Genomic DNA, 21,815 nt, shown 5'->3' on the forward strand with positions numbered 1-21,815 from the left:
TGCTCAAAATAAATTTATGCAGGTTTTTAAGTTTGGTGGAGCTTCTGTAAAGGATGCTGAAGCAGTTAAAAATGTTTCTTCTATTTTAAAACATCATGCTTCAGAGGCTACTGTTGTTGTAGTTTCGGCTATGGGTAAAACTACTAACAAACTTGAAGAACTTACCAAGGCATACATCAATAAGCAAGAGAATATTGAGCTGCTTCTAAATGAATTAAAAGATTACCACGGCAGTATATTAAACGATCTGTTTCCAAATAAACAGGATGCAATATATAATGATATAGAAAACGTATTTGTAGAACTGCTTTGGATACTGGAAGAAGAGCCTTCTTTTTCATACAACCATCACTACGATCAAATCGTTTCTCTGGGTGAAATTTTATCAACCAAAATAATTTCTGCTTATTTAAATAACGACGGCTTAAAAAATAAATGGTTAGATATAAGGGGAATCATTCAAACGGATAATTCTTACCGCGAAGGAAATGTGGATTATGTTTTGAGCGAGACTCTTGTGAAAACGCAGTTATTACCGCTTTTACAAAACCGTGAGGTTATCGTCACACAGGGTTTTATAGGAGGGACTTCAGAAAACTATACAACAACACTCGGAAGAGAAGGAAGTGATTACACAGCCGCTTTATTGGCATATTTTACCGATGCTAGACAAGTTGTGATATGGAAGGATGTGCCTGGTGTTTTAAATGCCGATCCGAAGTATTTTAAAAACACAAAAAAGATTGACGAGTTAACTTACCACGATGCTATTGAGCTGACGTATTTTGGAGCTTCAGTCATTCATCCAAAAACAATTAAGCCGCTTCAGAATAAGAATATTCCCCTATACGTAAGATCTTTTTTAAAGCCGGAGGAACCTGGAACGCTTGTAAAGGATGGTGAAAAGGGAAACACAGCCACAAGTTATATTTTTAAAGAAGATCAAATTTTATTATCCATTCAACCTAAGGACTTTAGTTTTATTGCAGAAGAGAACTTGAGTGGAATTTTTAATTTGTTCTCGAAATACAATGTGCACATTCACATGATGCAAAATTCTGCAATCAGTTTTAGTGTGTGTACGGATAACGATATTCAAAAGATAGAGCCGCTTATAAACGATTTACAGCAGCATTTTAAAGTACTTTATAATGCCCCTGTTCAACTCATGACCATTCGTAATTACGATCAGGAAACGATTTCAAAATTAAGTCAACATAAAGTCATTTTAATAGAACAGAGAAGCCGGAATACTCTTCAGATGGTGATGAAGGAAGACAGTTTCTAGTTACAAGTTTTTTATTTCTGGTTGAGTGTTTCTAGTTCTGCGCTTCAATTAGAAACCAAAAACTAGAAACTTGTAATTTTTATCGCTTAGTATACTGCTCTTCGTAGTAATGCGTGTAGTTACCCGAAGTCACATTATCTAACCATTCGCTATTATTCAAATACCAATCAACAGTGCGATCTAAACCTTGTTCGAAGGTAACCGAGGGAACCCAGCCTAGATCATTTTTTAATTTAGTCGCATCAATCGCGTAACGCAAATCATGGCCCGCACGGTCTTTCACAAAGGTGATGAGCTTTTCGTTGGTGCCTTCCGGGCGACCTAACTTTTTATCCATTACTTTGCACAATAAACGAATTACATCAATGTTTGTCCATTCGTTGTGACCACCAATGTTATAGGTACTTCCAAGCTTTGCTTTGTGATAAACAGTATCAATAGCAGTAGCATGATCTTCTACAAAGAGCCAATCGCGCACGTTTTCGCCTTTTCCATAAATTGGTAAAGGTTTATTCATTTTAATATTGTGAATGCACAGTGGAATTAATTTTTCAGGAAAATGATTTGGACCATAGTTATTGCTGCAGTTAGAAATAACAACAGGTAAACCATAAGTGTCATGGTAGGCACGGACAAAATGATCGCTGCTGGCTTTAGAAGCAGAGTAGGGGCTATGCGGATCGTAAGAAGTTTCTTCGGTAAACATACCGGTTTCTCCAAGCGCTCCGTAAACTTCATCGGTACTTACATGATAAAACTTAGTGAATTTTGTTGGATCATTTTTATACAGTTCTTTGGCTGCATTTAACAGATTCACTGTGCCAATAACATTAGTCATCACAAACTCCAAAGGGTTGGTGATACTTCTGTCTACATGACTTTCAGCAGCAAGGTGAATTACTGCATTGTATTTTTCTTTGTTAAAAAGGTCATTAATAAAAGCAGCGTCAACAATATCTCCTTTTACAAACTTGTAATTTGGTTTATTCTCAATATCAGTAAGGTTAGCCAGATTACCTGCGTAGGTAAGCTTGTCTAAATTGTGAATGGTATAATTTGGGTATTTGGTAACAAATAAACGCACTACATGCGATCCAATAAATCCTGCCCCACCGGTGATTAAAATTTTCATACAATCTTGTCTAAGTCATTAATTTTCGTAAATTTATTACAAATTTCTGACCCATGAGAAAAATCTTACCCTTAACCTTCCTGTTATTATCGCTTCAAAGCCTTATTTCACAAAATTTAAATATTGCTGGTCATAGTGCCGTTGACAAAACGGGCGATATGATATCAATTAACTCCAAGGTATTCTATCTCGGAAGTTCACAAAATAACTGTTGCGGTTATAGTACTTACGTACAAGGGATGAATTTTAATGGCGATACTGTTTTTAAAACAGGCTTACCGAGTTCCTATCAGGTAAGATATTTCGGTAAAATTATTAAAACGAATGATAATGCTATTTTGGTAAGTCATTATGCTGTTCATTCCTGCGATATATCAGGACATTTGGATTATATCACTAAAGTAGATACAAATGGCGTTATTTTATTCAATATACCTATTCAAGGAACCTTAGCTGCTGGGGGTTTTGGACGCACAATTAATGATATTACCCAACATTCTGATAATTCGTATTACCTAGTATCTTCAACAGATTTGTATCATTTTTCTTCGAGTGGTCAATTTATTTCAAAAATTACTACCTCCTTAACCAGTATTACTTTAGTAAAAGCTCTGGCAACGGGTAATTTGTTTGTGAGTGGAAAATTAAACGGTATTAATACAAATGTTATTATGACAACCTCTGGAACTGTTTTAACCCAGCAGCCATGTATTAATTTGCTTTCGAAGGTAATTGATACTCCTACATATTTTTATACTAAAACTGGTGCTAATACACTTGACAAGTATGATACTTCATTGGTGTTAATTTCTAGTTTTGGTTTTTCTACAAATACAGCGCAGTATAAAGTAAACGACTTTACCATGCGTAATGATTCTGTTTTTATCGCTGGAAATATGAACTCATCGGGAGCTCTCTACCATGCCATTATTGACACGGCGTTTAATATACTTTACCAAATTCAATCAACTTACAAAGGCATTTATCCAACAGGTATTGCTTTGAATAATAGGGATAACTTAACCGTACTTGCAACTTGCAACAGCAAAGAAGTGCCTTTATACAAATTCAGTAGTTTATTTCAATTTCCTATTGGCGGTGGTTTTAGTTCGGTATCAGATATTGGTGTTGTTGGATTTTCAAATATGAATACAACTTTATTCGGAATCGGGAACGGATCTTCGTTTGTTACTCCGTACGTTACAGCTGACGTGACTGTGAAAAATTTCGCGACCGATACTGTGAAAAACTTTTATATCAATTATTATTCCTACATAAATACTGGAATTTCGCCGTGTTATATTTTACTCCATAAATTTGTAGACACTGCTATTATTCCTGGTGGATCGCTTACCATACCAACCGTGACATTTTACGCACAGCCTTTTCCAGCAGGTAATTTCACTTTGAGTCAAATAACACTCAACATATGTTTATTTACAACCGTTCCGAACGCCAGCAACGATATTAATATTGATAACGATGCGTTTTGCGATTCGGTATTGTTCACAGTTACAGGACTTCAGGAAAACGCAATGCTTGCACAAAACATTCAAGTTTATCCAAATCCTTCGGCCGCCGGATTTACTGTTAGTTCGGATATTGAAATTAAAACAATTGAATTAATTAATTCTCTAGGACAAACTATTAACAAGCAAAGTATTAACGGAAAAGAATGCTATTTAATTGGCGCGTCTTTAAAGCCTGGAATTTATTTTGTGAAATTGGAAACAGAGACGGGAAGTGTGCTGAAAAAGGTTATTAAGAACTAAGATTTAAGAAGTGAGATTTTAGATTTAATATTTTGTTAACCACTTATGGAATAAAACTGACCGCTTTTTTATTTGCGGTTGAATACGAATAAAAATGGTTTAATTTTAAATTAGAAAAACAAAGAACCCATGAGAAAATTTTTACCCTTAGTCTTCCTTTTACTATCGCTTCAAAGCCTTATTTCACAAAATTTAAATAGTGCTTCACACACACAAATTGATAAAGTTGGCAATATTGTGTCAATCAACTCGAAATGTTATTATTTAAAAGAAGTGGAAAATTGCTGCGGCAGAGATGTGCGTGTAATAGGTATTGGTGAAAACGGTGTTTCGTTTTTTAATACAAGTTTAAATTACTATGATGGTTACTTAAATAAAATCATGCGAACAGCCGACAACCATCTTCTTTTTTACGGAATAGATCGACAAGCTTGCGATGTGTCTGGACTTAAAGATTTCATAGTTAAAATAGACACCAATGGTGCACTTATATTTAAAATGTATTTACAGTCAAACTGGGTGAACTCTCAATATATAAGCGTTATTGCTGCAGCGCAAGATTCTTCATTTTATTTAGCTTCCGATGGTGTGTTGGAGAAATATTCAGCAAGCGGCCAGTATATTCTTTCCACTTTACCAGGTGTGAATAATATAAAATCAATTTGCTCACTGATAAACGGAAATTTAATAATTCATGGGAAAATTAATAATGCAAATGTCAATGTAGAATACAACCCGTTAAACGATGTAATTATTAACCAACAAAACACCGCGTTTATAATTTCAAAATTTGAAAAAACTGCAAACGGAAATTTTGTTGCATTATCGGTGTCCGGCGAACTAATTCGTTATGATTCAGCTTTAAATTTTATAAGCCAAGCTACTGTATTGACAAATTCTAACATCAGTATCTCTGATTTTACAACCAGAAACGACTCAATATTTGTAACAGGTACGCAAGCAGTATCCAATTTCCCTTTTTATGGCGTATTAAATTCTGGTTTTAATTTGTTAAACTATTCGCAGCCGGCTTATAAAGGAATTCACCCAAGTGGTATTGCTGTAACAAATAAAAATAAAATTAATATTGTTACGAATAGTTCTGCGAACTCGTATGTCACATTTACGAGTCTAAACCATTTTGCAATTTATGATGGCTTTTCTTGTCAACAAGATATTGGCGTAGTTGGAGTTAAAGGACTTAATTCAATCATAAAACATCCGGCAATGTATAAATATATGCCTATAGCTGACATTGAAGTTGTTGTAAAAAATTTCGGGGCGGATACAGTAAGTAGTTTTTTCTTAAACAGTTATTTTGTGGGGACCCACTGCCCTTTCGTATTACATAAGTATTATCCGGTATCAATTGCTCCTGGAGCGACAGTTAGTTTACAAACGGGCACTTTTGAAATAAACGCTTATTTTATTTCAACGCCAGTTTCAAGTCCCGGAAGCATTGTGAAAGTTAAAACGTGTTTGTTTACAACGATACCTAACGCAAGCAACGATATTAATATTGATAACGATGCGTTTTGTGATTCTGTATTATTTACCGTCGTTACCGGTCTTAAAGAAAATACACTTCTAACACCAAACATTCAAATTTATCCAAACCCTTCAGACGCTGGATTTACTATTAGTTCGGATTTCGAAATTAAAGCATTTGAATTAATTAATTCTTTGGGACAAATTATACGCAAGGAAAGCATTAACGCTAAAGAATATTACATAAACGCATCTACTTTAATACCTGGTATTTATTTTATGAAGTTGGAAACAGAAAAAGGAATTGTGCAGAAAAAGATTATTAAGAACTAAGAGCTTAGAATTAAGAAGTGAGATTTTAGATGTAATATTTTGTTAACCACTTATAGAATAAATCTGACCGCTTTTTTATTTGTTGTTGAATACTAGTAAAAATGATTTAATTTTATTGTAAATTCTAAAATAACCCAATATGAAAAAACTTTTACTTTTTGCAGCGTCTTTATTGAGCATTAGTCAAATCAACTCACAAGAACTTTATAATAGAGCCTATCATGATGTAAATGAGAAGCCCAATTCATTTATCATTAAAATTTATAATGATTTATATTTCACTTCCCGTAATATTGATCCAATTGCTAAAAACTATTTATACAAACATAACAGCTTTGGAAATCTTGTTTATCGAAAGTCTGTAAACACTGGTTTTATTACCAATCTTGGTTTTAAATCCTCCGATAATAAACTTATTCTTGTTGGTAATGAATTTTTGTGCGATGTGGTAGGACCTACTTGGCACATTTCGCTGACTAAATTAGATACAAATGGGACAACGGTTCTATTTTCAACAAGCGTAACAGCTACTTTTTACGATTATCCAAAAGCGGCCTTACAAAAATTAGATTCTAGTTATGCTGTTTTTACGGATAGTTTGCTTTATAAATTTAGCAAAACAGGACAATTTTTGTCAAAAGTTAATATAGGATTAACTAATATTTCTTCAGCGTTAATCCTAGCTAATAATAATATATTGCTTAGTGGCGATCAGGGTAATTCGCATGTAATAGCCGAAATTTCTGGTTCAGGTAGTATTGTAAGTAGTAATATAACGAGTGTACTTATGAGACAAATTTCTTTTTACGGCGGCCAAAAAATAATTGGAGTCGGCACAGATGGCGTTTTTTATAAGTATTCAACAACTGGGAATTTAATTGCTTCGAGTTCTTTTACCGGAGGATTACTTGCATCTAATTTTATTTGTGAGCAAGATACCCTCTATTCACTTTCTAGCATGCCCATCCTTGGACAAAGCTACTTTGCCGCTGATACGTCTTTTAATGTCATTTCTTTGACAAGCACAACGACCCATAGTTTAGAACAAACGGCAATCTGTGCGAATGGAACAAAAGTTGCAATTTTATCTGCAGGTGTATCATCAAACAACCTCTGGAGTACTTCCTATTCACATTATTTTTCATCCTTAAGTTCTATAAACAAATTTTCAAGTAATAACTTCTCTAGTGATCTTACTCTTGTTTCTGTTACAGCTGATTCTGCCTACTCTTCGTGCTATTTTTCTATCTTTCCAGCACCTGGAGAATACCATTGTGCTTCCTATTTACGGGTAAAAGTTATGGTGAAAAATAAAGGGACAACAGAAATTAAAAACTTTAAATTAAACTGTTTCGATTCGCCTGCTATCACTTGCGGGGCTTTTTTTTACCAGGAGCAATTTTCTGGTTTATCACTTATGCCTGGAGACTCTATTCAATTAACGGGAAATTTATTTGCAAGAAAGGGATACGCGTATACAGGAAACGCACCAAGTTTTACAAATAATTTTTGTTTTTATATCTCTGTACCTAATGGAGAAACTGATAAAACAGTTGAGGATAATGAGCAATGCAGTACGGTTAATTTTCTGGTTACTTCGTTGAAACAAAATTCTCTTAATGAAATGGCTGTTAAAATTTGGCCAAATCCTTTTACAAATAATTTAAAAATAGAATCGGATGTTTTAATTAAGGAAGTTAAGATTATGAACTCCTTAGGAATGCTTGTAAAAAGTGTAGAAGCGAAAAATGCAAAAATCGCACTTGATAACTCTGATCTAGCAAGCGGTGTTTACTTTATTAATATTGAAACAGAAAAAGGAAACATCATTAAAAAAATAATTAAGCATTAGTTTTCCTAACCGAAAAGAGTGCAACAAAAAAGACGCTTTTGCAGGGCGTCTTTTTGTTTTTTTAATGATTAAAATTTATTACAAACTCCAATAGTTTAAGTTTTTAATTTTGTCTTTGTAAATTCCTTTTACGTCTACCACAATTCCTTTTTTGGAAAGAATTGATGTAAAGAATTTTTCATCCAAAGTTTTGTATTCTTTGTGGTTTACCGCTACAATAACACCGTCATAACCTTTTCCAAGTTTGTTTAAACCAAAGCCATATTCGTGTTTTAATTCAGCTGTATCCGCATGCGGATCAACAATCTCAACTTTTACACCGAAAGATTTTAATTCCTTCACGATATCTGCCACTTTGCTGTTGCGAATATCGCTCACATCTTCTTTAAAGGTAGCACCCATTACCAGTACTTTAGATTTGGAAATATTTTTTCCAGCTGCGATAATTTTTTTAACGCAGGTTTTAGCTACATAAAAACCCATACTGTCATTCACATAACGTCCGCTATTAATTACACGCGCATGGTAACCTAAAGATTCTGCTTTGTGAGTTAAATAGTAGGGATCTACACCAATGCAATGTCCGCCAACTAAACCTGGAGAGAATTTTAAGAAGTTCCATTTTGTTCCTGCAGCTGCAAGCACGTCGTAAGTGTTAATGTTCATTTTATTAAAGATGATAGAAAGTTCGTTCATCAAAGCAATGTTTACGTCGCGCTGAGTATTTTCAATAATTTTAGCCGCTTCCGCCACTTTAATACTAGAAGCGCGGTGTGTTCCAGGCTCAACAATTATTTCGTATGTCTTGGCAATATTTTCTAAACTCTCTTTATCACAACCTGCAACAATTTTTAAAATTTTAGTGATGGTATGTTCTTTGTCGCCTGGATTGATACGCTCAGGTGAGTAGCCTACTTTAAAATCTTTTACAAATTTTAAACCTGAATGCTGTTCTAAAACTGGAATACAATCTTCTTCTGTACAGCCAGGGTAAACAGTGGATTCATAAACCACGTAGTCACCTTTTTTAAGCACTTTTCCAACAGTGGTAGATGCGCCAATAAGTGGTTTTAAATCAGGTAAATTATGTTCGTCTATTGGTGTTGGCACGGCCACAATAAAAAAATTAGCCTTTTTAAGATCTTCTAATTTATGCGTAAAAGTGATATCGGAGTTTGCGAAGTCTTTTTTCGTCAATTCATTACTAGGATCAATACCTTTTTTCATCATGTCCACTCTTCCCGCATGAATATCAAAACCAATGACTTTAATTTTTTTAGCGAAGGCCAGTGCTATTGGTAATCCAACATAGCCTAAGCCTATTACTGCAACTGTAGCTTCTTTTTTAATTATTTTATTATAGATACTCATCTGTTTATATAATTTTAATTTGGTTAATGTTATTTGAGAACGCTTAAAGGTCTTAGGGCATAAATACGTTCAATGATGTCTACCACTTTTAAACCTTCAAGTGCATTTGTAGAAATTTTATTTTTACCGTGAAGCGTATTTATTACATTTTCAATCACACTGTGATGGTTGTTAGCTGAGCCTTTGTAAGCACCGTAATCATTAGCTGGATTTGTTTCACCTAATTTTGGCATTTCATAGTCCTTAATGTTACACACTTCAATTTGATCCATGTACTGACCGCCAACTTTTACACTTCCCTTACTTCCAATAATTGTTAGCGAAGATTCTAAATTTTTATCCCAAACAGCTGTTGAGTAGTTAATACATCCCATTCCGCCAGTCACGAAATCAAAGCTTACAAACCCGCTGTCTTCAAAGGCTGTAGTTTTTTGATGATTGAAATCCGCAAATTTTGCTTGTATGTTTTTTATATCACCAAAAATCCAATACATAATATCAATCCAATGACTGAATTGGGTAAATAAAGTTCCGCCGTCAAGATCCTTGGTCCCTTTCCAGTTATCAGCTTTATAATAGCGTTCATCACGGTTCCAATAGCAGTTTAATTGAACCATGTAAATATCGCCAATTATTTTTTTCTCAACCACTTCCTTTAGCCAAACACTTGGCGGAGAGTACCTGTTTTGCATTACACAAAAAACGGTTTTATGATGATGTAATGCTGAGTAAATGATTTTCTCACAATCAGATTTGCTCAAAGCCATTGGTTTTTCTACAACAACGTGTTTGTTATGTTCTAAAACCGCTAAAGCATGTTCCGAATGTAAACCATTTGGAGTGCATACATTCACAACTTCCACATCTGGATGCGCTTTTAATAAGTCTTGAATATTGGAATAGAATTTTTCTTCTAGTTTATCTAAGCCTAATTTTTCCTTAGAAAGTGTATCACATACAGCAACTAATTCACAATCATCATTTCTGCGAATCATTTCTGCATGGCGTTTGCCAATATGGCCTTGACCAATAACTGCGAATTTTATTTTAGTTTTTTTGTCCATTGTTATTTTTTATAACCAATCTTTTTTCTTTCTTGTTGCTCAGCGCCTTGTTTTTCTTTTTTTATTAAATAGTTTATTGCTTCATAAATATCTTTAAACTGTTTGTCGTATTTGGTTTCAATCTCCTTAAGTTTTGATGTAAGATTTTCATTTGTTAAAGCAAACTCCCTCAAGACAACAAAGGCTCGCATTATACTAATATTTACGTTGATTGCTTTATCAGATTTGAGAATGCCGCTTAACATTGCTAAACCTTGTTCCGTAAAAGCAAAAGGCATTTTCTGAGTTCCACCTCGTTTTTCTATTTTTGATGTCACAAATTGTGATTTCAAAACTTCCCACTCAGAAGATGACAACTGAAACATAAAATCATAAGGAAAGCGTTTTATGTTTCTTTTTACAGCCTGATTTAAAATACGGGTTTCCACATCATACAATTCAGCAAGGTCAAAGTCCAGCATTACTTTCTGGTCTCTAATAAAATATATTTTATTTTGTATACTTTGAATGTTCACTTTGACTAATTAATTAATACGTTTAACCGTATTATTTTCTAATTTATAATTTTGGCCACTTTCTTTGCAAACAGCCGATCCGTTTTTATCGAATTCAAGTTTATGTCCGTATTCGCTCATCCAACCAACTTGTCTTGAAGGGTTTCCAACAACCAATGCGTAATCGGGAACAGTTTTTGTAACAACCGCACCTGCACCAATAAAAGCAAATTTTCCTATATCATGTCCGCAAACAATGGTAGCATTTGCACCTATAGAAGCTCCTTTTCCAACATGTGTCTTCGCGTATTCTGATTTGCGATTTACCGCGCTACGTGGATTAATAACATTGGTAAACACCATCGATGGTCCAAGAAAAACATCGTCATCACAAATCACACCCGTATAAATAGAAACGTTATTCTGCACTTTTACATTGGCACCTAAGGTTACTTCAGGTGATATAACCACGTTTTGACCCAAGTTACAGTTTTTGCCCAACTTGCAATTTGGCATCACGTGTGAAAAATGCCAAATTTTAGTACCCTCTCCAATATCACACCCTTCATCAATAATAGCTGTAGGGTGGGCAAAATAACTCGTTTTCTCCATAATTTTAAGGACTACAAAAGTAATAAAATCTCTGTGATGGTAAAATATAAAATCGTAGTCAATTTGCTTGAAAATAAAGTCCTTACAGCAATATTTTAATATATTTGTGAACTTTACGAATTATGAAACTTGACTATAAAAAATACCTGCCGCATGCCGCTGCCATTGTGGTTTTTGCGATCCTAACGCTTATTTATTTTAAGCCCTTATTAAGTGGTAAAATTTTGAAACAGCATGACATTGCTATGCATAAGGGCATGAGTAAAGAGATTATGGATTACCGGGAGCAAAAGGGATCGGAGCCACTTTGGACGAACTCTATGTTTGGTGGAATGCCAGCTTATTTAGTTTCAACACTGCATACTGGAAACTATTTACCGGGTTTAGATCGCGTTTTTAAATTATTTCTCCCACTTCCTGGTGGGTACTTTTTTCTATATTTTCTTGGTTTTTTTATCCTTCTATTGTGCTTAGATGTAAATGCTTGGCTGGCAACAGTTGGTGCAATTGCTTATGGATTGAGTTCTTATTTTTTAATTATACTTCAGGCAGGACATAATTCCAAAGCTCACGCGCTTGGTTATTTGCCAGCTTTGATAGGTGGGGTGATCTTGTTATTTAAGGAACGTTATTGGCTTGGCTTGTCATTAACAGCTCTTTTCACAGCCCTAGAACTAAATGCTGGGCATGTTCAGATAACTTATTATGGATACATGATGATTGGATTTTTGATTTTAGGGTATTTTATCACTTCAATTAAAGAAAAACATTTACCAGTTTTTTTAAAGTCCTTTGCGATTTTTTTAATTGCCTGTTTACTTGGTTTACTTCCTAACGCCGGAAATCTTCTCACAACAAATGAATATGGAAAACTCAGTTTAAGAGGTAAAGCTGAATTAACAATAAACCCTGATATGAGTAGTAATAAAAACATACTATCAGGTGGTTTGGATAAAGATTATGCTACTGGTTGGAGTTATGGGATAGGGGAAACATTTTCATTTTTAATTCCAGATTTTAAAGGTGGTGGAGATAATGCTATTGGAAGAGTTGATCCTTCCGCATTGAAAAAAGTCGATCCAGAATTCAGAGAAATGGTTGGTAGCAGTAATGTTTATTTTGGAGATCAACCTGGCACATCTGGCCCTGTTTATCTTGGAGCTATTGTTTTTTTACTTGCAATTATAGGTATGTTTATCGTAAAACATCCAATAAAATGGCCACTTATAGCTGTTACGTTTCTTACAATTGCTTTAGGTTGGGGACATAACTTTATGAGTCTCACTTCTTTTTTTATGGATTATGTTCCAGGTTACAATAAGTTTAGAGCAGTGAGTATGATTATGATTGTATCTGAGTTAACTTTCCCATTGTTTGCAATACTTGGAATTAATGAACTTATAAAAATTAAAAACTGGAACGAGAAATATCATCTGAGTTTATTTAAAAAAGATATTACGTATAAAAAACTGATTATTATTGTAACTTCTGTTGTTGGAGGGTTTTGCCTAATTTGTTATTTAGCTCCAGATCTCGTGAATACATTTCAAAGTAGTGGAGAATATGGGAAAACTGTTGGACAGTATGTTAGAGCTGGGTATCCAGAAGATCAAGCGAAAACTGCAATTGCACAACTGATGCCGCAGTTGGAAATAGCGAGAAAAGCTATTTTTAAATCAGACGCCATTCGTTCGGTAATATTTATACTTCTTGGATTCGTGGCCCTGTACCTATATTTCACAAATAAGATCAAGAAGGAGGTGTTTTTTGTTTCTCTTGGACTGTTTATTTTTATTGATTTGTGGAGTGTTGACAGGAGGTATTTAAACGACAAATCATTTATCACCAAAGCTGAAAACAATGAATATGTTGCCGGTAAAACTAGGGCTGATGAAGAGATATTGTTGGATAAAGATCTTGACTACCGCGTACTAAATCTTACATTGGGTACTTTTGATGACGCCTCAACTTCTTATTACCACAAATCAATTGGGGGTTATCACGGGGCTAAGTTGCGTCGCTACCAAGATCTTATTGATTTTCATGTTAAGCCCGAAATCAATCTTCTTTATAAAGACTTATCAAAGGCATCGGCAAATGATAGTTCTATGAGTGCGATGTTAGGCAGGCTCGGTGTAATAAATATGTTGAATACAAAATATTTTATTTTACCTGCGGGTGAAGATGGAAATTCTGCAGTACCTCTCAAAAATCCTGTTGCAAACGGAAATGCCTGGTTTATTAAGTCTCTAAAAACCGTTGTTAGTCCTGATAGTGAAATTGTAGCTTTAAAACGAATTGATACAAAATCACAGGCAATCGTAAACGAACAATACAAATCTGACTTTGCTTCAAAAGAAAATTACAATGGCGAAGGATCTATAAAATTGATTTCTTACGAACCTAATGATTTGGTTTATGAAACAGATACGAAAGCAGAGGAGTTTGCTGTTTTTTCTGAGATCTATTACAAATATGGTTGGAACGCTTATGTTGATGGGCAGTTAAAATCACATATTCCTGTAAATTATGTTTTAAGAGGAATGAATGTTCCTCCTGGAAAACATAAAATTGAGTTTAAATTTGAACCAAAGACTTATTACACGGGCAATACAATAGCTATGTTGGGTTCTATTTTGTTGTTTTTAACGGTTGGTTTTGGATTATTTAAGCACAGTAGGAACAAAGTTATTGTTAGTTAATTGACATACTTTACTCAAAAAAACTGACAGAAAGACTTTAAATTTGTTTTGGAATAATAATTGATAGTAATTAAATAATCATATAAAAAAATAAGTTATGGCATTAGAAATCACAGACGCAAACTTCGAAGAACTGGTTTTAAAAAGTGATAAACCTGTATTAGTAGATTTTTGGGCAGAATGGTGTGGACCATGTAGAATGGTTGGACCAGTAGTAGAAGAATTAGCAAAAGAATACGAAGGAAAAGCAGTAATTGGGAAAGTAAACGTGGATTTAAACTCCAACATTAGCGCCAATTACGGAATCAGAAATATTCCTACGCTTTTATATTTTAAAAATGGAGAATTGGTTGACAAACAAGTTGGTGTAGTGCCTAAATCGGCATTAGCAGCTAAGTTGGATGCTCAGATGTAATTCCTGAATATACATTTTAAAAAATCCCGGTCTACTTAGTAAACCGGGATTTTTTATTTGTAATACGTTATTTATTCTCTCCCCACCGAAATGAGTCTTGCTCTAAACCAGCTAAATCAATTACTCTATCAATAACTGTGGCAGCAAGCTCTTCGAACGTTTTTGGTTTTGAATAAAAAGAAGGGGAGGCAGGACAAACTATAGCACCCGATTCAGTAACGGTTCGCATATTGTTAATGTGAATGAGACTTAAAGGTGTATCGCGTGTTACAAGAATTAATTTCCGTCGCTCTTTTAACATCACATCGGCTGCTCTTGTTATTAAATCGTTGCTAATTCCAGCTGCAATACGCGCCATAGTTCCCATGCTACAAGGACAAATGATTAGAGCATTATATTTTGCCGAACCTGAGGCAATGGGTGCGAAAAAATCGTTTTTGTTATAAGTTTTGAAAGAGTACTTTTCGTAATCCCGATTTCCTAATTCAAGAAACCAAACATCTTTGGCATTGTCGCTAAGCACGATGCTTACTTCTTCGAGTTGTGTGTTGAGTTTAACGAGTTTATCGAGTAATACCTTTGCGTATATACTTCCACTGGCGCCTGTAACAGCAATGGCCACTTTTTGTTTAATTGTCTTCACTACTTGTTAATTTACCAAACTGATATGAGAACATAACAGTTAGGATATTGTTGTAAAATCCCTTGTTAAAAAAACGTGCTACCGGATTTGGATAAAACACATTTGATACAACACCGTAATCTCTTACAGATGTAATTGAATTAGAAAAGCGGACTTCAACACTGAGGTTTTTTATAACCGTTCTTCCCAAACCTATATTTAGACCCACTTCGTATTTTTTGAATTTATACTGGCCTGTAACATCTGTATAATTAATATTCTCATTGTAATTAACCAAATAAGCTAGGGAAGGACCTAAGGTGATAAAATACCTTTTATTCAACATATACCTTAGCGACAAAGGCAAATCAATATAATTTAAGTTAAGGCGGTAATAGTCATAATCATCTTTACCAGGATTTTTTCTTGCTCCCTTTTGAGAAAAGTAAAAACCTAATTCAAGACTAAATTTTTCACCTAAGCGCGCATTAACGGCGAGGCCTCCGAATATACCAAGCTTTTTGTAACCACTATAATTATCCCCATGAACCTGACATCCATTTAGACCCAAAGAAGGTTTTAAAGCAAAAACTTCCGACTGCTGACCTTTTCCGATTAGTACAAGAAAAAGAAATATACAGGAGAAGTAGCGCATAAATAAATTAGAATTTGTAACCGAAGCCAATAGCAAAGGTACTCATTAGCTGCAATCTGGGCCCGTTAATTTCGCCTGGTTTATCGTATAATCCATCGTTATCCAAATCACGTTTTCTAATAATGTCGTCATCATAAAGCACTTGTGAAATAATGTTGACTGTAAAATATTTAGCTAGGCGTACTGTTAACATATTATTAAACACAACATCAATATTTCCGGGATTGTGACCATAATTAGAAAATAAGTCTAGATATGAATCTAAGTTTACATTTTTGAAAATATCCTTTTTAAATTTCACGATAACTCTCCCTCCAAATTCAGTGCGCATTTTCTTGCCATGCGTTATAAGGACACCATTTTCATCATAAACTGCTTTTTCAACATCATAGGCACCGGCATCTGCAAGATACTGTCTATTAACTAAAGTTATTTTGCCAGCGGCTGGTGCAATTGTAATTGAAAAATAATCTTTTGGTTTGTAATCTAAACCCAATGCCAATTGAATGTAACCCGGAGAATTCATATCAGAAATGGCTTGCCCTTCAATAACGTCACCACTGTATTTATATCCCGGAGCAAACTGTGTGCGGTAATCGACCTGTGCGGCATAGTACCAATGTTTACCGAATGCATTGATATTGTATTTTGAAAGCGCAAAGAGTTGATCTATGTTTTTTTTGAATAGTCGAGAGCTTCCTGTCTTAATAATACCGTATTGAGCATCTAATTTATTTGTCCATTCATGTTTTTCTTTTTTGTAATTGGCTTCAAAATTAAAAACAGCGTTTATGGCGTAATTATCTTGACCACCACCGGACCAATCACTAACGGAAGTTTGACTTGCATTTAAACCAATAAAACCGACTTTTGTCCAGTATGTGGTGTCTTTTTTCATTGCTGCAGTAGAGTCTTGCGCCATTATCTGTCCCGCTAAGCAAATCGCGATCAAAGTAAATATTTTTTTCATAAAAATTAATTTATATAGGTGATATTAAAGTGCTAAAATACTTAAAAAAAATGAGTTAAGAATAATCAATACCTTAAAACGCATCCGTGCGAATGTTTGTAATCACCGGATTTTACTGAGATTGATAAAACAAAAAGAATTAGCGCACCTCGTTATATTCTTTAACAACATTGTAAAGCGTGTCTCTTTGAACAGGTGTTTTTCCAACAGATTTAATAAGGTCAACTAATTCTTGTGTAGATAATTTAGGGTTTTGTTCTTCAGAGCCCGCCATGCTGTATATTTTAGTGGTGTCATCTATTGTACCATCTAGATCATCCGTTCCAAAATTGAGCGACAGTTGTGCAGTATTTCTTCCAATCATAGCCCAATAAGCTTTGATGTGTGGAAAATTATCAAGATAAATTCTTGCAACAGCATAATTACGGAGGTCTTCAATCACACTCACCTCTGGAACATGTGCCATTTCATTTTCTTTATTTCTAAATTTTAAGGGAATAAAAGCATTAAATCCTTTTGTTTTATCTTGTAGTTGTCTCAAACGATCCATGTGATCGATGCGGTGTTCAAAGGTTTCAATATGTCCGTATAACATGGTAGCATTAGAATGATTTCCCATGCCGTGCCAGATTTCATGTATCGACAACCATTCTTCAGTAGTGCATTTGCCGCCAGCAATTTTATCACGAATGTCTTTGTCAAAAATTTCCGCACCTCCGCCAGGTAAGCTATCAAGCCCAGCTTCTTTCATAATTTTAAGACCTTCTTCGTAAGAAAGTTTCGCCTTTTTAAAAATGTAATGAAATTCAACGGGCGTTAAAGCTTTAATATGTAGGTCTGGACGGTGAGCTTTTATTTTTCGAAACAACTCTGTGTAAAAGGCAAGATCCTGTTTTGGAACTACTCCACCTGTAATATGTACTTCTGTTACAGGTTGATTGTCGTAGCCTTTAATAATATTTAAAATTTGATCAACCGATAATTCCCAACCTTCTTCACGGTTTTTAATTAAGCGGGAATAGGAGCAAAACGCACAACTGTAAACACAGACATTGGTTGGTTCTACATGAAAATTATGATTAAAATAAACGTAGTTGCCACTTTTTTTCTCACGCACGTAATTAGCAAGCACGCCTAAAAAACCAAGCTCTGCTTCTTTATATAAGGTAACACCTTCATCAAATGTAATCCGTTCACCGTTAAAAACTTTTGTTGCAATGGCTTTTAATTTAGGTGAATACGAAGAATTTAAAATAAGTGTTTGAGGATGGTGTTCAGTTAAAATCATAGCACAAAATTAAGGCTTCTTTTACATTTAAACAGGTAAATGAAATGAATGTTTAAAAGAAATAAATGTACGGAACATCTATTTCATCAACCTTAATTCCTAAAAAGATCAAAGTAAAGAAATGTTAATGCTTGAATACTTCAGATAGATTATCAACGGATTTTATATTTTTCAGTTTTTTTGCGACTTGAACAAATTTGTCGAGGTCTTCTGCATTTGAAGCAAGACCAACAGAAATTCTCACTGCACCTCTCATTTTACCCAAATAATTTTTAATATCCTGATGATCGCCTTTATCACGTGTAGAAAAATATTTCGCCATTTCAGGGGTCGCGATACAATGATTTATTTCATCAAGGCCAGGATTGCAGAAGCATCCAGAACGAATAGAGATAGAAGCTTTATTCATTATTTTTTCAATTTCTGTATATAAAAACAGTTTTTTGTCATCGTCAAAAAAGTTAACAATCATGTTACCACCGCGATTCGTGAAATCGTTGGGTCCAAATATTTTTACAATTGAAACGCCGTTATCATGTTTTAATTTCACTAATTCATCATAGAGATACTTAATCAAATAACTAACACGTTTAGAGATTTTTTCCATCCCGATGCTGCTAATGTAATCCAATCCATTTTTAATGCATGGAATGGTATTGTAACTCAATGTGCCGTCCTCAAAGCGTTCGTGACCTTCTGATAAAAATTTATTTTGTTCAACAACCGAAACCATTGAAACAGTTCCACCAGCAAACCAAGGCTTTTTTAATTTATCAAACGATGATTTTTTAACTAGCAGACAACCTAAACCAGTTGGATAGCCAAAAATTTTATAAAAAGAAACGGATACAAAATCGGGTTTGTGTTTTGCTAAATCTAAGCGCGACGTTGGAACAAAAGCTGCAGCATCAAGCAATACATCAAATCCTTGTTGGTGTGCATATTCAATCCAGCTTAAGTCATGTTTTACACCTGAAACATTAGATTGCGCCGGAAAAGCAAAAAGATTTGAATCTCCTTTGGCGCTTTCTTGAAATAATTCTTTTAGTTTGGCTTCATCTAAAAGTAAATCCTCATAATGAACAGGGGCATATTTTGTAACTCCCTTTTTAGAATTACAAAATTCACGAATACCATTTACCGAATTATGATTATCACTCGTTAATATAAATGTGCTTTTTTCATTAAAAGGATAACTTTCTCCTACTATTTTTAGGGCGGCAGAGGCATTTGCAGTGAAGATACATTCGTAATCACTCGCATTAAAAAAATCGAGAATTGCTTTTCTTGATTCTTCAACTAACTGTGTAGCTCTTTGAGAAGTAGGATTCGTAGAATGAGGATTGCCAAGAATGTTTTCAGTTAGGAGTTTGTGATGTTTTTCTACTAATTTTTTTGGAGTTAAGTTACCACCCGTGTAATCGAGGTAAACCTGTTTTTGTTCATCGAGATAAGCATAATCAGATTTTCTTAGATTACGAAAAAAATCTTCATCAGTATTATTTTGAACTAAAGTGTCCGTCTTTTTTTTGGAAAAAATCATAACAAATAATTTTTTTAAATTTCGGTTATGGAACAAAAAAAATGCTCCAGAGGCAAAACAATAATACTATAAATGTATGAAAGATTGTTTATTTGTTTATAAACAATGGCGTTAAAAATTACTCCACCCAAAGAACCATACCCTTTAAATATTCTCCTTCTGAAAAAAATGGAGTGATAGGATGATCGGCTGGCTGATAAAGGTAATGCAGTACTTTAATGTTTCTTCCAGCTTCCAAAGCCGCAGAAATAACCGTGTTATAAAAGAGCATTTTATCAACAACGCCACTACAACTAAATGTGAAAATGATTCCGTTTGCCTTAATCAATTTCATGGCCATGGTATTTAAACGTTTGTAACCAATTACGGCGTGGTGCTTGGCATCGCGACTTTTAGCAAAGGCTGGTGGATCGAGAACAATTACATCGTATACATCTTTTTTGTCTTTTAAAAAATCAAATGTATCAATGGCAAAGCTTTCGTGATTTTTACACTTATTTAATTCGATGTTTTTGTCGCAGAGTGCAATTGCCGGAGCACTCACATCAACCGAATGTACTTTGTTCGCGCCAGCTACAGCTGCGTAAACTGAAAATCCGCCGGTATAAGAAAATGTGTTTAAAACAGTTTTGTCTTTACTGTATTCTGCCAATAGTTTCCGGTTATCCCGTTGATCAATAAAAAAACCGGTTTTCTGACCATTGATAAAATCAATTTTAAAAAGATGACCGTTTTCTTTTACAATAATTTCTTCACCAGAACCAAATAAAAAACCGTTTTCAGTTTTTCCCGCAAAGTGTTTAGATAGTGTTTCTGCACTTTTGTCGTAAATACTTTTTAAAGAATCGCCCAATGCCCTTTTAATAGCAGCAACTATATTATCCTTTTGTAAATAAACTCCCCAAGAGTGCGCTTGGACTACGACATGTCCCGCATAATAATCTAAAATCAATCCCGGTACACCATCACCTTCACCAAAAAATAAACGGCACACGTTGGTATTTTCGGTTAGAATATTTAAGTGTTGACGGTACTTCCAAGCTTTACTTATTTTTTCGAACCAAAAATGCTCATCGATAATAGTCTTTTCAAAAGAAATAATACGAACCGAAATACTTCCTCCTCCAGAGTAATAACCAATTCCAAGAAATTCATTTTTATTAGAATTAACTTCTACCAAATCTCCATCTTGAAGTGTTGCATCTTTTTTTGCAATGGCTCCTGAAAACACCCAAGGATGTTTGCGTTGCATTGAGAATTCTTTTCCTTTGTTTAATATTATTTGCGGGTAATTCATAGGGTGCAAATTTAAGGTTCTTTTACCACTTAATTACCATCATAATGTTTCTTAAGGATTTCTGGTTTAATTAACCACAAAGGGCACGAAGTGCTACACAAAGGTCACAAAGGAATTTTTCTTTGTGTTTCTTCGTGTCTACTTTGTGTTCTTTGTGGTTTCTGTTTTTTAACCCCAACGGTCACCAAGAAACATTTCATCTGATATTGTTTACTACGGGTTCTAAACTTTTAACTATCAGTGCCAACGGATCACCAGCCTTAGTATCTCTCAGTGTTCTAAGTGCCTTAGTGGTTTTAAGAAGCGGTATTAATTTTGAGATTTATTTTGAAAATGATAATTAGAATGTTACTTTTAAATTTATCAAACCCTCTTATATGGAAGTAAATCAAGTTTACACACACGAATTTAGTTTTTCGCAAGATGAAGTAAATCGTTTCGCAGAAGTTACTGGCGATAAAAATCCAGTGCACACCGATGCTGCTTATGCTGCTAAAACACTATTCAGAAAACCCGTTATGCATGGAATGTTAGGAGCAGCCTTGTTTAGTAAGGTTTTTGGGACACTTTTTCCTGGTGAAGGAACTATTTACTTAAAACAATCTCTTAATTTTTTAAAGCCAATGTATGTAGATGTAACTTACAAGGCTGAATTCACTATTAAGGAATTAATCAAAGATAAAAACAGAGCGGTTGTTGAAACACTTATCAAGAATCCTGATGGACTCGTTTGTACTAGCGGTGAAGCAACTATTTTAAACACTGAGAAAATTAAAAACTAGACTCCGAACGTAAAATGTAAGAGGTAAAATGGCAAATGTATATACCTTTCCTCCATTTTCCCTTTTCCATTTTCCATCTTCCATTTGCAAACGTTCTTTCCTGTTCTATTTAAATTATTTTTAACTTAAAATTTA

18 protein-coding genes are annotated in these 21,815 nt (G+C 34.4%); 7 read left to right on the forward strand and 11 right to left on the reverse strand.

Annotated features, from left to right (window positions below; all coding sequences use genetic code 11):
• The first annotated feature begins 16 nt into the window (after positions 1-16).
• On the forward strand, positions 17-1,288 hold the full coding sequence (locus P2086_RS12270) for an aspartate kinase (protein WP_317897033.1): 1,272 nt from the start codon (positions 17-19) through the stop codon (positions 1,286-1,288).
• A 79-nt stretch (positions 1,289-1,367) separates the two neighbouring features.
• Here P2086_RS12270 and rfbB read toward each other — a convergent pair whose 3' ends face one another.
• On the reverse strand, positions 1,368-2,420 hold the full coding sequence (gene rfbB / locus P2086_RS12275; RefSeq protein WP_317897034.1) for a dTDP-glucose 4,6-dehydratase: 1,053 nt from the start codon (positions 2,418-2,420) through the stop codon (positions 1,368-1,370).
• 53 nt (positions 2,421-2,473) lie between these two features.
• On the opposite strand from rfbB, the gene P2086_RS12280 reads away from it, so the two are divergent.
• From P2086_RS12280 to P2086_RS12290, 3 genes are all read left to right on the forward strand, one after another.
• The gene (locus tag P2086_RS12280; protein ID WP_317897035.1) at positions 2,474-4,192 is read left to right on the forward strand and encodes a T9SS type A sorting domain-containing protein; all 1,719 of its coding nucleotides are present in this window, start codon (positions 2,474-2,476) and stop codon (positions 4,190-4,192) included.
• Between the two features lie 129 nt (positions 4,193-4,321).
• A complete protein-coding gene (locus P2086_RS12285; protein ID WP_317897036.1) occupies positions 4,322-6,013 on the forward strand; it encodes a T9SS type A sorting domain-containing protein in 1,692 nt (563 codons plus the stop codon).
• A gap of 139 nt (positions 6,014-6,152) precedes the next feature.
• Positions 6,153-7,865 carry a T9SS type A sorting domain-containing protein gene (locus tag P2086_RS12290; protein ID WP_317897037.1) on the forward strand — a complete coding sequence of 571 codons (1,713 nt, stop codon included), beginning with the start codon at positions 6,153-6,155 and terminating at the stop codon, positions 7,863-7,865.
• A gap of 78 nt (positions 7,866-7,943) precedes the next feature.
• On the opposite strand, the gene P2086_RS12295 is transcribed toward P2086_RS12290, so the two are convergent.
• The 4 genes from P2086_RS12295 to P2086_RS12310 are packed head-to-tail and all read right to left on the reverse strand — an operon-like array spanning position 7,944 to position 11,406.
• The gene (locus P2086_RS12295) at positions 7,944-9,236 is read right to left on the reverse strand and encodes a nucleotide sugar dehydrogenase (RefSeq protein ID WP_317897038.1); all 1,293 of its coding nucleotides are present in this window, start codon (positions 9,234-9,236) and stop codon (positions 7,944-7,946) included.
• Positions 9,237-9,265: 29 nt separating this feature from the next.
• On the reverse strand, positions 9,266-10,300 hold the full coding sequence (locus P2086_RS12300) for a Gfo/Idh/MocA family protein (RefSeq protein ID WP_317897039.1): 1,035 nt from the start codon (positions 10,298-10,300) through the stop codon (positions 9,266-9,268).
• A gap of 2 nt (positions 10,301-10,302) precedes the next feature.
• Complete coding sequence (locus P2086_RS12305) at positions 10,303-10,815, reverse strand: ORF6N domain-containing protein (RefSeq protein WP_317897040.1); 513 nt, start codon at positions 10,813-10,815, stop codon at positions 10,303-10,305.
• 9 nt (positions 10,816-10,824) lie between these two features.
• Complete coding sequence (locus P2086_RS12310) at positions 10,825-11,406, reverse strand: acyltransferase (protein WP_317897041.1); 582 nt, start codon at positions 11,404-11,406, stop codon at positions 10,825-10,827.
• A gap of 122 nt (positions 11,407-11,528) precedes the next feature.
• On the opposite strand from P2086_RS12310, the gene P2086_RS12315 reads away from it, so the two are divergent.
• Together P2086_RS12315 and trxA are read left to right on the forward strand one after the other, a co-directional pair.
• Positions 11,529-14,108 (forward strand): YfhO family protein, encoded by a 2,580-nt coding sequence (locus P2086_RS12315; protein ID WP_317897042.1) that lies wholly within the window; start codon positions 11,529-11,531, stop codon positions 14,106-14,108.
• 97 nt (positions 14,109-14,205) lie between these two features.
• Positions 14,206-14,523: a thioredoxin gene (trxA, locus tag P2086_RS12320; RefSeq protein ID WP_317897043.1), complete on the forward strand. Its 318-nt coding sequence runs from the start codon at positions 14,206-14,208 to the stop codon at positions 14,521-14,523.
• A gap of 67 nt (positions 14,524-14,590) precedes the next feature.
• Here the strand turns inward: trxA and P2086_RS12325 are convergent, their stop codons facing one another.
• The 6 genes from P2086_RS12325 to P2086_RS12350 form a co-directional block, all read right to left on the reverse strand.
• A complete protein-coding gene (locus P2086_RS12325) occupies positions 14,591-15,157 on the reverse strand; it encodes a UbiX family flavin prenyltransferase (RefSeq protein ID WP_317900259.1) in 567 nt (188 codons plus the stop codon).
• On the reverse strand, positions 15,153-15,800 hold the full coding sequence (locus tag P2086_RS12330; RefSeq protein ID WP_317897044.1) for a porin family protein: 648 nt from the start codon (positions 15,798-15,800) through the stop codon (positions 15,153-15,155). Before P2086_RS12330 ends, P2086_RS12325 begins: the two co-directional genes overlap by 5 nt.
• Before the next feature lie 7 nt (positions 15,801-15,807).
• Complete coding sequence (locus tag P2086_RS12335; protein WP_317897045.1) at positions 15,808-16,770, reverse strand: DUF3078 domain-containing protein; 963 nt, start codon at positions 16,768-16,770, stop codon at positions 15,808-15,810.
• 139 nt (positions 16,771-16,909) lie between these two features.
• A complete protein-coding gene (mqnE, locus tag P2086_RS12340) occupies positions 16,910-18,058 on the reverse strand; it encodes an aminofutalosine synthase MqnE (protein WP_317897046.1) in 1,149 nt (382 codons plus the stop codon).
• Positions 18,059-18,182: 124 nt separating this feature from the next.
• Positions 18,183-19,601: an aminotransferase class V-fold PLP-dependent enzyme gene (locus P2086_RS12345; RefSeq protein WP_317897047.1), complete on the reverse strand. Its 1,419-nt coding sequence runs from the start codon at positions 19,599-19,601 to the stop codon at positions 18,183-18,185.
• Positions 19,602-19,719: 118 nt separating this feature from the next.
• Entirely contained in the window at positions 19,720-20,898 is a 1,179-nt protein-coding gene (locus P2086_RS12350) for a class I SAM-dependent rRNA methyltransferase (RefSeq protein WP_317897048.1), read from the reverse strand.
• 377 nt (positions 20,899-21,275) lie between these two features.
• Here P2086_RS12350 and P2086_RS12355 point away from each other — a divergent pair, with 377 nt between their 5' ends.
• Complete coding sequence (locus P2086_RS12355) at positions 21,276-21,680, forward strand: MaoC family dehydratase (RefSeq protein ID WP_317897049.1); 405 nt, start codon at positions 21,276-21,278, stop codon at positions 21,678-21,680.
• Positions 21,681-21,815 lie beyond the last annotated feature (135 nt).

Origin of the sequence: Aurantibacillus circumpalustris (assembly GCF_029625215.1) — a bacterium.
In the GTDB taxonomy this organism is placed as follows: domain Bacteria; phylum Bacteroidota; class Bacteroidia; order B-17B0; family Aurantibacillaceae; genus Aurantibacillus; species Aurantibacillus circumpalustris.

What these genes read in the sequence shown, in the direction of transcription:
- P2086_RS12270 (WP_317897033.1), top strand. Translation starts at nt 17, where the DNA reads ATGCAGGTTTTTAAGTTTGGTGGAGCTTCTGTAAAGGATGCTGAAGCA.
- rfbB (WP_317897034.1), bottom strand. Translation starts at nt 2,420, where the DNA reads ATGAAAATTTTAATCACCGGTGGGGCAGGATTTATTGGATCGCATGTA.
- P2086_RS12280 (WP_317897035.1), top strand. Translation starts at nt 2,474, where the DNA reads ATGAGAAAAATCTTACCCTTAACCTTCCTGTTATTATCGCTTCAAAGC.
- P2086_RS12285 (WP_317897036.1), top strand. Translation starts at nt 4,322, where the DNA reads ATGAGAAAATTTTTACCCTTAGTCTTCCTTTTACTATCGCTTCAAAGC.
- P2086_RS12290 (WP_317897037.1), top strand. Translation starts at nt 6,153, where the DNA reads ATGAAAAAACTTTTACTTTTTGCAGCGTCTTTATTGAGCATTAGTCAA.
- P2086_RS12295 (WP_317897038.1), bottom strand. Translation starts at nt 9,236, where the DNA reads ATGAGTATCTATAATAAAATAATTAAAAAAGAAGCTACAGTTGCAGTA.
- P2086_RS12300 (WP_317897039.1), bottom strand. Translation starts at nt 10,300, where the DNA reads ATGGACAAAAAAACTAAAATAAAATTCGCAGTTATTGGTCAAGGCCAT.
- P2086_RS12310 (WP_317897041.1), bottom strand. Translation starts at nt 11,406, where the DNA reads ATGGAGAAAACGAGTTATTTTGCCCACCCTACAGCTATTATTGATGAA.
- P2086_RS12315 (WP_317897042.1), top strand. Translation starts at nt 11,529, where the DNA reads ATGAAACTTGACTATAAAAAATACCTGCCGCATGCCGCTGCCATTGTG.
- trxA (WP_317897043.1), top strand. Translation starts at nt 14,206, where the DNA reads ATGGCATTAGAAATCACAGACGCAAACTTCGAAGAACTGGTTTTAAAA.
- P2086_RS12330 (WP_317897044.1), bottom strand. Translation starts at nt 15,800, where the DNA reads ATGCGCTACTTCTCCTGTATATTTCTTTTTCTTGTACTAATCGGAAAA.
- P2086_RS12335 (WP_317897045.1), bottom strand. Translation starts at nt 16,770, where the DNA reads ATGAAAAAAATATTTACTTTGATCGCGATTTGCTTAGCGGGACAGATA.
- mqnE (WP_317897046.1), bottom strand. Translation starts at nt 18,058, where the DNA reads ATGATTTTAACTGAACACCATCCTCAAACACTTATTTTAAATTCTTCG.
- P2086_RS12345 (WP_317897047.1), bottom strand. Translation starts at nt 19,601, where the DNA reads ATGATTTTTTCCAAAAAAAAGACGGACACTTTAGTTCAAAATAATACT.
- P2086_RS12350 (WP_317897048.1), bottom strand. Translation starts at nt 20,898, where the DNA reads ATGAATTACCCGCAAATAATATTAAACAAAGGAAAAGAATTCTCAATG.
- P2086_RS12355 (WP_317897049.1), top strand. Translation starts at nt 21,276, where the DNA reads ATGGAAGTAAATCAAGTTTACACACACGAATTTAGTTTTTCGCAAGAT.